This is a genomic window from Roseicyclus sp., assembly GCF_965662675.1.
Lineage (GTDB): Bacteria > Pseudomonadota > Alphaproteobacteria > Rhodobacterales > Rhodobacteraceae > Roseicyclus.
Genome location: NZ_CBFIIK010000080.1, coordinates 1 through 13,344 on the forward strand (window position 1 = coordinate 1; position 13,344 = coordinate 13,344).

Annotated in this window: 10 protein-coding genes and 1 pseudogene; 8 read left to right on the forward strand and 3 right to left on the reverse strand. The window is 59.9% G+C overall.

The window, feature by feature from the left end; translation table 11 throughout:
* The 7 genes from ACTG4J_RS11370 to ACTG4J_RS11400 form a co-directional block, all read left to right on the forward strand.
* On the forward strand, nucleotides 1-1,398 hold a 1,398-nt coding region (locus ACTG4J_RS11370), incomplete at its 5' end, for a M10 family metallopeptidase C-terminal domain-containing protein (RefSeq protein ID WP_439139617.1).
* A gap of 589 nt (nucleotides 1,399-1,987) precedes the next feature.
* A complete protein-coding gene (locus tag ACTG4J_RS11375; RefSeq protein ID WP_439139619.1) occupies nucleotides 1,988-2,440 on the forward strand; it encodes a hypothetical protein in 453 nt (150 codons plus the stop codon).
* A 36-nt stretch (nucleotides 2,441-2,476) separates the two neighbouring features.
* Complete coding sequence (locus ACTG4J_RS11380) at nucleotides 2,477-3,829, forward strand: TolC family protein (protein WP_439139621.1); 1,353 nt, start codon at nucleotides 2,477-2,479, stop codon at nucleotides 3,827-3,829.
* Between the two features lie 40 nt (nucleotides 3,830-3,869).
* On the forward strand, nucleotides 3,870-6,089 hold the full coding sequence (locus ACTG4J_RS11385) for a type I secretion system permease/ATPase (protein WP_439139623.1): 2,220 nt from the start codon (nucleotides 3,870-3,872) through the stop codon (nucleotides 6,087-6,089).
* Between the two features lie 10 nt (nucleotides 6,090-6,099).
* Nucleotides 6,100-7,413 carry an HlyD family type I secretion periplasmic adaptor subunit gene (locus ACTG4J_RS11390; RefSeq protein ID WP_439139625.1) on the forward strand — a complete coding sequence of 438 codons (1,314 nt, stop codon included), beginning with the start codon at nucleotides 6,100-6,102 and terminating at the stop codon, nucleotides 7,411-7,413.
* Between the two features lie 28 nt (nucleotides 7,414-7,441).
* Nucleotides 7,442-8,440, forward strand: coding sequence for a DUF2125 domain-containing protein (locus ACTG4J_RS11395; protein ID WP_439139627.1), 999 nt, complete (start codon nucleotides 7,442-7,444; stop codon nucleotides 8,438-8,440).
* A 115-nt stretch (nucleotides 8,441-8,555) separates the two neighbouring features.
* A complete protein-coding gene (locus ACTG4J_RS11400; protein ID WP_439139629.1) occupies nucleotides 8,556-9,026 on the forward strand; it encodes a baeRF12 domain-containing protein in 471 nt (156 codons plus the stop codon).
* 10 nt (nucleotides 9,027-9,036) lie between these two features.
* Here the strand turns inward: ACTG4J_RS11400 and ACTG4J_RS11405 are convergent, their stop codons facing one another.
* Together ACTG4J_RS11405 and ACTG4J_RS11410 are read right to left on the reverse strand one after the other, a co-directional pair.
* Nucleotides 9,037-11,730: a cation-translocating P-type ATPase gene (locus ACTG4J_RS11405; RefSeq protein WP_439139631.1), complete on the reverse strand. Its 2,694-nt coding sequence runs from the start codon at nucleotides 11,728-11,730 to the stop codon at nucleotides 9,037-9,039.
* 9 nt (nucleotides 11,731-11,739) lie between these two features.
* Complete coding sequence (locus ACTG4J_RS11410; protein ID WP_439139633.1) at nucleotides 11,740-12,174, reverse strand: hypothetical protein; 435 nt, start codon at nucleotides 12,172-12,174, stop codon at nucleotides 11,740-11,742.
* Nucleotides 12,175-12,449: 275 nt separating this feature from the next.
* Between ACTG4J_RS11410 and ACTG4J_RS11415 the strand changes: the two genes are divergently transcribed.
* Nucleotides 12,450-13,142, forward strand: a complete 693-nt coding sequence (locus ACTG4J_RS11415; protein WP_439139634.1) for a Crp/Fnr family transcriptional regulator — start codon at nucleotides 12,450-12,452, stop codon at nucleotides 13,140-13,142.
* 3 nt (nucleotides 13,143-13,145) lie between these two features.
* Here ACTG4J_RS11415 and ACTG4J_RS11420 read toward each other — a convergent pair.
* A pseudogene (locus ACTG4J_RS11420) lies at nucleotides 13,146-13,344 on the reverse strand (poly-beta-hydroxybutyrate polymerase); the annotation flags it as partial.

Below are 13,344 nucleotides of genomic sequence, written 5' to 3' on the forward strand. Positions count from 1 at the left end.
TCCTTGGCAAATCAAGATTTCAATAACCTTCCCTCATTCTACCAATCATTTGACAATGTGGTGGAATTTGCGTTTCCGACCGTGCAGCCGAGCTATTATACAGGCGGCGACGCGGTCGGCTGGGCGCCGGCTTCGGCTGCGGTTCAGGCAGCTTTCCGTACGGTTTTTGCGGATCTCGCGCAGATTGTGAACGTGAGCTTTGTCGAGACATCGAATATCGATGATTTCAATGTGATCGTTATCTCGCAGAATGATCAACAAAATCAGGGTTTGGCGGGGTATGCCTACTTCCCGAACGAAAGCTTTTTCATTGGTTCCGATATCTTGCTTTCGAACATTGCCGATGCGCCGGCGATCACCGCCGGACTTTCCAACAGTGATTATGAGCTGGTCCTGCATGAACTTGGCCATGCACTCGGTTTGAAACACCCCTTTGACGCTGATGGTGCATCAACAACGATCCTCAACGTAGCCGAAGATTTCTCCGCTTGGACGGTGATGACATACAATTTGCAGCCCGGAGCTTTCGACGGTGCATTTCGTGCATTCGATCTCATGACGTTTGCCGAGATATTCGGTGTACGTGCCAGCTATCGCGGTGGCGATGATAGTTACGAATTCTCGACGTCGTCAGGTGTTTTCGTGATTGATGGTGGCGGGATTGATATGGTCACTGCCCAGGGTCAGAGCGCAGGCGCATATATCGATCTTCGTCCGGGCATGCATAGCTACCTCGGCAGCAAAACCGCACTCATTTCGGCCCCACTCCAACTCACGATATCCGGAGGAAGTGCCATTGAAAATGCAACGGGCGGATCGGGAAACGACCTCATTATCGGAAACGGTTTGGCGAATGAATTGCGCGGTGGGCAAGGGCATGATCGCATTTTCGGCGGTGATGGCGCCGATATCATTTACGGGGATGCTGGAAATGACGTGATCGACCTGTCCGAGGTCGTCGCATCGCGCGATGTCATTGTGATCGAATCCCTCAGTACCCAAAATGGTCAAGACACGATCTACGCCTTTCAACAGGGCACATCTGGCGACACCGTCAGCTTTGCTCCAATGTTGGGGAAAAGCTTGCTCGATGTTGTGGTGGAAGGTTTTGTGCCTCTCGCCAATATCGGTAACACGATCGCACGCCTGGTCGGCGAAGGCCTATCCACTGCGACGGAATTGGATGTCGCGTTGTCCGCCGGAGGTCTTCTTGAAAAGCTTACACTGGCACCCGGCACGCAATCACTGATTGTGTCGGCGGCGACGCAAGCAACGGGCCAGGATCAGCATCTGTTTCATGTCCAGAATGTCGATGATGACCTTGTCGTTCAGAAAGTCGCCATGTTTACAGGCAACTACCTGGATATTGACTCGTGGCACGCGAATAATTTCGTTTGAGGGCTTCATCGCGTATTCGAATGCGTGCTGCGCAATCCTGTCTTGTATCGCGCTTTTTGAACGCGCCGATCATCAAACGGAGACAGAGAGCCGCTCTTCGCAACTCGACCAGGCGCCTCATCCTGACCTTTTCCAGAAACTCATCTGAGATATCTCTCCGCGCGTTCGTTGCGGCCCGGTTCGGAAAAATCCGTCAACCCGTCATGTCGGGAGGCATGAAGTGGCCGTTTGGCCTTTTTGCTCCGGTTTTCGGCCGCATTCACCCCTATAACGCTTGGTAATCTCACCGAAAATGTCAAAATTTAAAGGATGTCCCTCCCTTATTGAGATACTACTTATCGACCAAAAAAGACCAATAAAAATATTATTGTTTTTAGAGGCGATCTTGTGAGACCAGAGAGCCAACAGGGTGCTTTGTCCAGCATGTGGTACATGACAAAATCAGCGGATTTTGCAAGTAACACATCAAGAAAAGATGCCCGTATATGTGAGGCAACTGCAAATGTGGTTCGCCGATTTCGGGTGTCTCGACTAAGCGAGTGTCGCTTCACCAGATGCAAATGATGAGGGTATTTCAATTCGCGTCTCTTTGGAAATTTCACAGAAAAAGATGGTGGCAAGCTCTCGCTTGCTGTCCGTCGCTGCTGTGGAGCTGGGAAGAATTCGCGTAAGCAGCAAAAGCAAGATTCTACGCCCATTCTTTCAACGTGTGGAAACCTGGGAATTGTTGCTGATTGTCTATGCGCTCGAAGGTGACGGAAGCTACGGAATTGAAGACTATCTCGACCGCCTTCAGACCTTGAAATTTACGCGAATAACAATGCGGAACTTCATAAAGGATCGTAGTGGCGAGGGTTCATTTTTCGCAATGCAGGGTGAAAAGAAGAGCAGGAAATCACTGATGCTGAGTGATGAATTGCGTGCGAGCCTCGAAGCCTACTTCGGCATGCTCGAAGCGCTGAAAAGAAATGATGCGATGGCGGAAGAGACCAGGATCGATGTCGCTTTTTCGGCAATTGATGAAAGAAACGGAGATGTTTGACCAATGAATGATTTCACCGTGAGCCATCACTCCGTGATGCGTGCTTCCCTGTGCTCTGCTGCTCTTTCGGTACTGTTGCTGGCCGGGTGTGGTGACGCGCCGCTTCTGGTTTCGGATATGGAGCAGTCGATCCAAGCTGAGCTGGCCGAACGCGGCGATGACGACGCCGCCGTGTCAGCGGTGGCGGTCCAAGCCGGCATGCGCGCCGCTGTCGCGCAAGCGGTGCAGTTCAACGAGGCATATCGCGCCTTGGGTGCGATCGAGGCAGAAGCCTTCTCGAATATCGATGTCGCTGACAGTGCGCGTGGCACGCAACTTTCGACCAATGCCAATATCGGCGGCATTCGCGAAAGTGGCGCGGCCGGCGGCACGACGACCGGCGCTGCCGGCGGTGTGAACCTTTCCCGCCTGGTCTTCGACGGTGGTGAGAGTGCTGCAACGGTCAATCGCGCGACGGCGCAGGCGTTGGTCGCACAGGCCGAACGCACGGCGCGCGGCAATCAACTTGCCCTCGACGCTGCGCGCGCCTGGATCGATGTATGGCAGTTCGAAGAGCGGTTGCGGCTCTTGCGCAGCCGGACTGAAGAGATGGACACGCTGGTCGCACAGGTCGAGCGTATGGCCAGCAATGGCATGGTTGATCGCGCAGCGCTGGAGGGCGTGCGGCGCCGGATCGTCGACATCGCCTTGGAGGAAGCCCGGCTCGATGCCAGCTTGCAAGAAGCGCGCGGTCGGTTTGCTCGCCATTTCAACACAAACGTCAACGCGATCGCTGCCCCGGCGGAAATCATCACGCCAGACCAAGCACGCAGCTATGCCCAAGACTGGGACGATGCCCCCGTTCTGCGCAAGGGGGCGGCGGAATTGATCATGGCGCGCAATTCCCTCGTGATCGCCGAAGCCGCGTTTCAACCACGCGCAAGCATTTCGGGTGGTATCAGAACGCCGATGGAACGCGGTGCTAGCACCGATACCACACTTGGCTTGTCGCTGACCTACACCATTGGCGACGGCGGGCGGCGCGATGCCAATCTGCGCGCCGCGCAGGCGCGGTTGGAGGCTGCACAGGCACAATTGGCCGATACGCGCCGCGGCATCGAAACCGAACTCAGCGCGTCGATCGTGCGGCTGAACGCGATCCAACGGTCGATGCCGCTCATGCAAGAGAATATTCGCCTCAGCGCTGCCGAAGCGGAGATCGCGCGTTCGCAGATCGTCACGGGCCAATCCAACCTGCAGCGGTTGATCGAAGCAGAGATCGACAATTACCGGGCGCGTGACGGTCAGATCGCGATGCAATCAGAGAAAATCACGCTGCAGCTGACCATCGCCGCTCTGACAGGGGCTTTGGGGCGCGAACTCGGGTTGGACGCGACGCCGACCGAATAATGACGGTCGCGCGTGCTGATCCCCAGAAAGAAGAGTTGATATGTCAATGAATACACATCCGGAAACGGTACCGGAGGCATCTGCCGATACCGAGGAGGCGCTTATCGTGCCGCAAGACACGGCTCTCGCAGAGCCGCCGACGGACGATCTGCCGGCTGTTCTCGAGGATGGCCTTGATGACCTGACCGAATTGTCCCTGATCTTGTCGGTCAAGCATGTGATGTCGCTGTCGGGCATGGCGTTCTCGGCGGGTGCAGTGCGCGATTTGCCTGAATTGACCAGCGAGGTCTTCGATCCGCGCGCCGCTGTCTCGGCATTCCGCCATGTCGGTTTCGATGCGAACTATGGCGAGATGTCGGCTGCCGATCTGCGTGCTGCGCATTGTCCGGCTATCGGTTTTCTCCAGTCGGGTGAAGCGGTTGTCATCCAGCAGATCGACGAAGATGGACAAGTCACGCTGCAGCGTTTCGCCGACGAGGATACCGTCACCGACGAGACGCATGAGGAAGCGGCCCTCAAGACCATGCTCCAACCCTATTTCGTCTTGGCGCGTCAGGTGCATGTCGCGGCCAAGTCAAAGGGAAAGAATGATTGGTTCTGGGGCTCTTTGCTACAGGGCAAATGGCTGTATCTGCAAGTGATCGTAGCAGCGGCGGTCACGAACTTCCTTGGTTTGTCGACCTCGCTTTTCATCATGGTCGTCTATGACCGTGTGGTGCCAAATCAGGCTATCGAGTCACTGATCGCCTTGACGATCGGCGTGTTGATCGCCTTGGGCTTCGATTTCGTCATCAAGACCTTGCGGGCGCAGTTCGTGGACAAGGCTGGCAAACGTGCGGATTCGCGCATGTCGCGCCTGATCTTTGACAAGCTTTTGAACATGAAGCTCGATAGTCGTCGGCAAAAGGCCGGTGCGATGGCCAGCATCGTGCGCGAATTCGATACGCTGCGGGAGTTTTTCACCTCCGCCACGCTGATCGCGGTCGTCGACCTGCCGTTCATCTTCTTCTTCATCTGGGTGATTTCACTGATCGCCGGTCCGCTTGCGCTTGTGCCGCTGATCGCCGTTCCGCTGGTGATCGCTTCGGGCTTGGTGATCCAGCCTTTCCTTGCGCGCATCGCCGAGAGTTCGATGCAGACCAACATGTCCAAGCAAGGTGTTCTGGTCGAAACCCTCAACGGGCTCGAGACCGTTCAGGCCACCGGGTCGGGGCGCTTGATGCGCCGCCGGTTCGAAGAGGCGTCCGATGCGCAATCCGATCTTGGCCTGCGCAACAGGATGCTGTCGCAATTCGCGATCAACGCGGCTGCGTCCATCCAGCAATTGGCGCAGATCGCGACGATCTTCTACGGCGTTTTCCTCATTCAAGACGGCACCATCACCATGGGTGCGATGATCGCGGCGGTGATCCTTGGCGGGCGCACCTTGGCGCCGCTTTCTCAACTCGCGTCGGCCATGTCGCGCGCCAATGGTGCCCGTCAGGCGTTTCGCTCCCTGACCGTCGTGATGAAGGATGACGAGCAAGCCGACGCGGCCCGCCCACGGCTGAGCCGCCCGCATCTAAGCGGTCATGTTGAACTCAAGAACGTGACCTATGCGTTTCCGGGTGCCAGTAGCCCGATCATCCGCAACCTGTCGCTCAAGATCCCGGCCGGTCAGAAACTGGCCATCGTGGGCCGCATGGGATCGGGGAAATCGACCCTGTCGCGCTTGATCTCCGGCTTGATCGAGCCCAGCGAGGGGGCGGTGCTGGTCGATGGCGTCGACCTGCGCCAAATCGACAAATCCGATGTGCGCCGCAATGTCGGCGTCATGCTTCAGGAAAGCTGGCTGTTTTCCGGTTCGGTCAAAGAGAACCTTCAGATGGGCTTCTACGAGTATGACGATGCCCATGTGTTGAACATCGCCAAGATTTCCGGGGTCGACGACTTCGTCGCGGGCCATCCGCAAGGCTACGATATGGAACTGCGCGAGCGGGGCGAGGGGCTATCGGGCGGCCAGCGCCAATCGATCAACCTTGCACGCGCCTTGCTGCATGATCCCAGCCTTTTGATCCTGGACGAGCCGACAAGCTCGATGGATACCGCCACGGAAAAGGCGGTCATCGACCGGCTGAAGGCTTGGGCCGTCGACAAGACGATGGTGATGGTCACCCATCGCAATACCTTGCTGGAATTGGCCGACAGGGTTCTGATCGTCGATCAGGGCGTCATCGTGACCGATACCACACCAGAAAAAATCAAAGCGCAGACGCGGTAAGGACGAGCACATGTCGGATATCGACTTCAAACGGTTGTCGCGTGAAATGGCCGGGCGCGAGGGCCTTGCCGGATCAACCATCATGGTCACGATCATCGCGCTTCTTGGCCTGACACTGTTCTGGGCATCATGGGCCGAGCTTGACAATGTCACCCGCGGTGAAGGCCGGATCGTGTCTTCGGTGCAGAACCAGATCGTGCAAGCCGCCGAGGGTGGTGTGATCTTGCGCCGCTTCGTGTCCGAGAACACCGTCGTCGCCGAAGGCGATGTCATGTTCGAAATCGACCCCGTGGATGCCAGTAGTGAGCTGAACCGCTTGGCGCAGCGTTTGGCGGCTCTCGACATCAAGGAGTTGCGCCTGCGTGCGGAAATCGAGGGGGAAAGTTTCGCGATCCCGGCCGCACTGGCCGCCCTGTCGCCAATGGTTGCCCTTTCCGAAGAAAGCCTGTTTGCGGCCCGTCGGTCGGAACTGGCCGGACAATTGGCCGTGCTGGAACAGCGCTTGCAGCAGCGTAATCAAGACCTGCGCGCTGCAGAAACTTCGGTCGGAACCGCCGAGCGCACGGCCGGATTTCTCGAAGAAGAGATCGCCGTCGTGGAACCCTTGGTGCGCGAGAATATCGCCCCTGCGACGCGGCTGCTTGAGCTGCAGCGCGAATTGGAGCGCGCGCGCGGCGAGCGCGACCGCGCTGCGGTCGGCATCGAACAGGCCCGCTCCGGCATGGACGAACTTCAGACCGAGATCGCCAATGCACAGGCCAATTATCGGCTGCGTGCTTTGGATGAACTCAATGCCGTCGTGGCGGAACAAAGCGAATTGCGCGAAGCGCTGCCGCGCTTGGAAGAGCGCGTCAGCCGTACTGTGATCCGCGCGCCGATGGATGGGATCGTAAGCCAGCTGAATTTCCGCACGGCAGGTGGCTTTGTGACCACTGGTGATGTCGTGGTCGAGCTTGTTCCAACAGGCGAGGCACTGATCATCGAGGCGCGGATTCAGCCGCAAGATATCTCGCGTATTCGCATCGAAGATGCCGTTCGTATCCGTCTTTCGGCGTATGATTCAGCCAAATACGGCACGGTCGATGGCCGTGTTCTGCGTATCAGCCCAGATGCCGTGGTCGATGAACGCTCGGGCACGGCGATGAGCTACTACCTCGTTGACGTCGCCATCGAAGGTGAATTGGTCCTCGAAGAAACCGGCGAGGCCGTCACCTTCATCCCCGGTATGACCGCGACGGTTGACGTCTTGTCGGGCAAGCGGACGGTCTTGGAGTATCTCTGGCAACCGATGGCCAAGGTGCAAGAACTGGCGCTGCGCGACTGATGTATCGGGGCGATCGGGTGAGGGCGAGATGATCAAGCAGCTTTGGTTCAGGCGCATCGTGATCTGGCTCGGTGGGGCAGTGTTGCTGTGGTTTGGCTTTTGGGCGGCACTTGCCTATGGGGCGCAACGCTCCGCCCATCAAGCCGTCGACATGATGCGACAGCAAGGTATCGCCGCCCGTTTCGCCAGCGCCGATGTCACCGGGTTTCCGACGCGTGTCGCCCTGACGCTGGCCGATTTTTCGGTGGGAGACGGAGAGGCGATCTTGTGGTCGACCCAGACAGCCCGGATCGAGGCCGAGGTGACGCGCCCAAATCAGTTTTTCCTCGATCTGTCCCGGTCGCATCGCATCTCGGGCCTTTTCGGATCATGGGCGGTCGATACCGAAAATGCCGGGATGATGGCCTTGTTCTTTCCAAATCTGGACATCCCGGTGGCGGATATTCAATTTGCCGCCCAGACACTTCGCGTCACGGGGCCCGAGATGCCGCAGCTGACGCTTGGCGCTGTCGCGGCCCGGATCACCGATGGCGGCGCTGTGGATGGGCTTTATGACGCCAGTCTGGAACTGCAGGATCTGGATTTGGCGTCGGTCCTAACCACGCTGCCCGCGTCCTTTCAGACCATCCCGCGCCTCGCCTTTGCGGGTAGTTTCGTCTTTGACCGCCCTTGGGACCGCCAGCTGTTTTCGCAAGGATACCCGATTTTGCGGGGGATCGATGTTCGTGGACTGCAACTATCCTTCGGGCCATCCGTTCTGGCCGCCTCGGGCCAATTGACGGTTGCCGATAACGGGCATCTTTCGGGGATGCTGTCGATCACGGTCGACCAATGGCGCCCGATCTTTGAACTGGCCCGTGATCTTGGTTTTGTTGAGCCGGGGATCGAAGACTTCCTGATCGCTGCACTCGATGGGCTGGCCATGGTCGACAACAATCCCGAAGATATCACCGTGCCACTGATGCTGCGCGATGGTCTGGTGTCCTTCGGTGCATTGAGCCTTGGCATGATCCCGGCGGCGCGCTGAACCATCCCGTTTGACGGGGATCAATGCGCCCTGCGCGCACCCTCGCTAGCCTGCCTGCCATGAACAGCTTGCGCGATCAGCTGTCGCGCAGCGTGATGTGACGGGATAGTCTTGAATGAAAATCGAACACGGTACTTGGGTCATCGTCGCCGATGGCGCGAAATATCTCGCCATGCGCAACATCGGCGACGATGTTTTCTTGCAGCTCGAAGTCGTGGCGCAAGAGACAAGCGATCAACCCGCCGCGCGTGATCTTGCCTCGGACCGTCCGGGGCGACGCAATGATGCAAGCCGCGCAACGCCCGATGGCGTCGTCCCATGGGGAAGAAGCGCGATGGAACAAACCGATTGGCACGCGCGCGCCGAGATGGATTTCGCCGTGCGGCTGGCGCAGCAATTAGGCGCATGGGCGGCGGCCAAGCGGTTCCAAAAGCTGGTCGTCATCGCCGCGCCGCATGTGCTGGGCCTATTGCGCGCTGCCTGGGACCAGAGCGTTGCCGCGATGATCATCGCCGAGATCGACAAGGATCTGACAGGCCTTCCCGTGCCGCGGATCGAGACCGTCCTCACCGGGATCGACGCTTGAACCTGTCGCATTAGGCGCGGCGCCTTGCCCAGCCGATCCAGATTTGTCCCAGTCCCAGTGGCACAAGGCTTGCCGCCCCCGCAAGCCCGAGCCCGGAACTGCCCGGCCAAGCAAGGCTTAGCACATCGGCCAGCAACGGCACCCAAAGCGCCGCCCCGATCAACACGAGGCAAAGCGCGATGGCACCCCAGACATAGGGGTTGGCGGTGACATCGTTGCGCAGCACCCCGGCTTCGGCATTGCGCAGGTTGAAGACATTCCACATCTGGGCCAAGGCCAATGTCAAAAATGCCACCGTGATCGCGGCGGGCGGGTCCAACTCCAGCCAAAACAGCGCCAGTCCGAAGGCCCCGAGCGTCGCCAAGGTGATCGCCCCGCCCAACACCGCAAGCAACAGCCAATGTCTTGCCGTCACGATAGGCGCGCTTGGATCACGCGGGGGGCGTGTCATGACATGAGCATCGCCGTGCCCGAACCCCAGCGCGAAGGCAGGGAAAATATCGGTCACCAGATTGAGATAGAGGATTTGCAGCGGCAATAGCGGCGTGGGCAAGCCACCCGCCACGGCAAGACCCACCACCAGCACCTCGCTGACATTGCACGACATCAGGTAAACGACGAAATTGCGGATATTGCCGAAGATCACGCGACCTTGCCGCATCGCGACGATGATGGTCGAAAACGCGTCGTCGCGCAGCACCATATGCGCGGCCTCCTTGGCGACCTCGGTGCCGCGCAGGCCCATCGCGATGCCGATATCGGCCTTTTTCAAGGCCGGGGCGTCGTTCACACCGTCGCCCGTCATCGCCACGACATGGCCTGCCTGCTGATAGAGGGCGACAAGCGTCATCTTGGTTTCCGGCGTGACCCGGGCAAAGACATCGGCGGACAGGATGTCTTGGCGCTGTGCCTCGCTGACGGTGTCGAGCGTCAGATCGGCAAGCGCGCTGCCTTCGATCACCTTCAGCGCGCCATCGCCAAGTCCGGCGGCCATGGCGATCGCATGGGCGGTGTCGGCGTGATCGCCGGTCAGCATCACCACCCGCACACCGGCATCACGGCTTGCCGCGATGGCTTGGGGGACATCGGCCCTGATCGGATCGCGCAGGCAGACAAGGCCGATCAGGGTCAGATCAGCATAGGGATCGGTCGTGGCATCGCGGTGGTGTTTCTTGGCAAGCGCCAAAAGCCGTAGGCCCGATTGCGCGGCCTCGGCGCTGTGCATGGCCCAAGCCTTGCGCGCCTGTGCTGTCATCTGGGTAATGGTGCCGTCATGGGCCATGACATGGCTGCAGATATCCAGCACCGTTTCGGGCGCGCCCTTGACCGTACTCAGCATCCCTGCGGCGTCGCGATGGGTTGTGGCCATCATTTTGCGGACAGGGTCGAAGCCATGCACCGTTTCTACGGGCAGCTCGATCTGGATCAACGTCTCCGGCAGTCCCGCTTGCGCGATGGGGCGCAAAAGCGCCTGTTCCATCGGGTCGCCAAGCCCCCCCTCGGTCGAACCGTCGCCCAGATGGGCCGTGTTGCACAAGGCCCCCACCCGCAGCGCCCACAAAAGCCGCGGGTCGTCGGCCGGTGAGACCGGCTTACCCCCATCATCAAAGCGCAACCCCGCCGTATTCGGCGTGAGGTCGATCCGCTGATCCTCGAACAGATAGGCCACCGCGGTCATGCGGTTCTCGGTCAGCGTGCCGGTCTTGTCGGTCAAGATGACGGTCGTGGCCCCCAGCGTCTCGACCGAGGAAAGGCGCGTGATCAGCGCATTATGCGCGCTCATCCGCCACATCCCCCGCGCAAGGCTTAGCGTCGCGACCACCGGCAAGCCTTCGGGCACGGCGGCGACGGCCAAGGCCACGCCGGTTTGGATCATCTCGGTCATCGCGTGCCCGCGCAGCAGCCCCACACCGATCGTCAAAAGCGCAAGGCCAAGCGTCAGCCACACCAGCCGATGACCCAGCTTGTCGAGCCGCTTTTCCAAAGGCGCGACCTCGCCCTTGGCGCTTTGCACCAATGCGCTGATCCGGCCAAGCTCGGTGCTCATGCCGGTGGCGACGACAAGGCCCTCACCCGTGCCTTGCGTGATCGCCGTTCCCTTGTAGGCGATATTGGCATGCGCCGGGCTGGTCGGATCATCGGCGCATACCGCCGTCGTTTTGATGACCGGCACCGACTCGCCGGTCAGGATGGACTCATCGACTTGCAGATTGTCGCCCATCGTCAGGCGCAGATCGGCGGTCACCACATCGCCCGGTTCAAGCACGACCAGATCGCCCGGCACCAGATCGCGGGCGTTGATCATGCGCTGTGATCCATCGCGACGCACGCGGCTGCGCACCTCGGCGATCCGCATCAACGCCTCCATCGAGCGGGTGCCCTTGAGTTCGGTGAAAAAACCGATAGCGCCGTTGATCAGCAATACGACAAGGATCGCCACCGCCTCGGGCAGATCGCCCAGAAGGAATGAGAAGATCGCCGCCGCCGCCAAGAGCCAGACGATCACGCTCTCCATCTGGTGCAGCAGGATCGACAACACCCCTTTGGGCCGTTTGCGGCGCAGCATGTTCGGCCCGAAGCGGTGCTGACGTTGGGCGGCCTCGTCATCGCTCAGCCCATGGGACAGCTCTGCATCAAGTGCTGCCGCCACGGCATCGGGTAGCATCGCATGGGCGGCGATGCGGTCAGTTTCGATGATCGGCATCGGGTGCATCTAGACCGGCGTTGCATGCCGTGTTTGCGTGATGGCCTTGGTGCGTTTCTCGGTCTCGTGAAGGATATCCTCGGCGGCCTCGCTTTCGGCGGTCGCGATCCGCCCGGCGCAATGTGCGCAAAGGCTCAACCAATGCTGCATATCCTCGGCCATGCGTTCGTAGGAATGGCGCTGCCATTCCGAGATCGCCTGCAATGCCGCCGCGGGTTCGGGCGTTTTCCCGTTCATCTCTTGCAAGATCGCCAAGGCCGATCGCACCGCTGCATGGCGACGCGCATACCATGCGTTGCAATAGGCCTCGGCTTCGTCGAGGACGCCATCTTGCGCGCGCCAGAATTGCTCGAGTTGCGGCGCCCAGGACGGGTTCATCGCCATCATCCCTTGGATCTGTTTCATCATGTCGGTGACACGCGGTGTGAGGTCTTTCTTGGGCACGGCGCTTTCTCCCTTTTCGAGCTGCGTTTCGCCTTTCTCGACCGGCTTCGAAAACTGCGCGTTAACCCAGGTTATCGGCCCGGCTTCATGCGCGGAAACCGGCCCCTTTTCGCGCTCTGGGCGGCTTGTCGGGTTTGCGTGTCGTCAATGCAGGGCAGGGCGCGGTGGCGTTTGTTCGGTTCGAAGATGTCTCCGACGATCGGATGGGGAGTGATCACGCGATGCAACATGCGCCATGGTCGATAAAGGGCCATCCTGTGTCCGCGTATTGGAACATGGGCTGCCCGAATGCCAATGCCGCCTTTGCCGGGCTGATCGGCCATTCCATACGCGAGATGCGCGCGCGTTGCGTGCTGCAGCTTGCCGGCGACAAGGCCCGCTATGTCTTCTTGCCCTTCGAGGGGTGGTTGGTCGTCTCCAAGGTCGACCCGGATGGCGCGCGCCAGATCGTCGATTTCGTCCTGCCGGGTGACGCCTTTGATCCCGCCTCGGCCCGCGCGGCGATTGCCGCGGCGGATGTGGCGGCATTGGATCATGTGCGGCTTGCGGTCATCCCGCGCGACGGGTGGCACCGCTATCTGGCCGCGCATCACGCGGCATGGGCGCTGTTCAGCCGCCAAACCGCCGCCGGATATTCAAGGATGGCCGAGCGTATGCTGCGCTTGGGCAAAAGCAGCGCCGAGACCCGTATCGCCTATGCGATGTGCGAGCTGTGCCTGCGCGTAAATCCTTTCGGCCTTGTGGCGGGGCGCGCCTTTCGCTTGCCGCTGACGCAACAGGTTTTGGGGGAATACGTCGGGCTCTCTTCGGTCCATGTCAATCGCACCATTCGTGCCATGGCGCGTGCGGGTGTGCTGGATTATCGCGGCCAGATCGAGGTCATGATCCATGATCTGCCCGCACTCGCCGCAATGGCGCAGATCGATCCGGAGGAGTTGAAGATCGCGATCATCCCATCGCCCGAGTGATCGCTAGCGTTGAAAAACATAGCTGCCCGGTGCGGGGGTCATCGCGCGGTATGGCCCCCGCGAGGTGCCAAGGGCTGGTGGTGCCACGGGCTTGCCAGATCTTCCCGCCAGCCACTCGGCCCATGCCGGCCACCATGACCCCTCGTGATCTTGCGCCCGTGCCAGCCATGCATCGGCCGATAGATAGGCAGCACCCTTGGCC

Coding starts and splice junctions, on each gene's coding strand:
- ACTG4J_RS11405 (WP_439139631.1), bottom strand. CDS start 11,730: ATGCCGATCATCGAAACTGACCGCATCGCCGCCCATGCGATGCTACCC.
- ACTG4J_RS11390 (WP_439139625.1), top strand. CDS start 6,100: ATGTCGGATATCGACTTCAAACGGTTGTCGCGTGAAATGGCCGGGCGC.
- ACTG4J_RS11415 (WP_439139634.1), top strand. CDS start 12,450: ATGGGCTGCCCGAATGCCAATGCCGCCTTTGCCGGGCTGATCGGCCAT.
- ACTG4J_RS11395 (WP_439139627.1), top strand. CDS start 7,442: ATGATCAAGCAGCTTTGGTTCAGGCGCATCGTGATCTGGCTCGGTGGG.
- ACTG4J_RS11400 (WP_439139629.1), top strand. CDS start 8,556: ATGAAAATCGAACACGGTACTTGGGTCATCGTCGCCGATGGCGCGAAA.
- ACTG4J_RS11385 (WP_439139623.1), top strand. CDS start 3,870: ATGTCAATGAATACACATCCGGAAACGGTACCGGAGGCATCTGCCGAT.
- ACTG4J_RS11380 (WP_439139621.1), top strand. CDS start 2,477: ATGCGTGCTTCCCTGTGCTCTGCTGCTCTTTCGGTACTGTTGCTGGCC.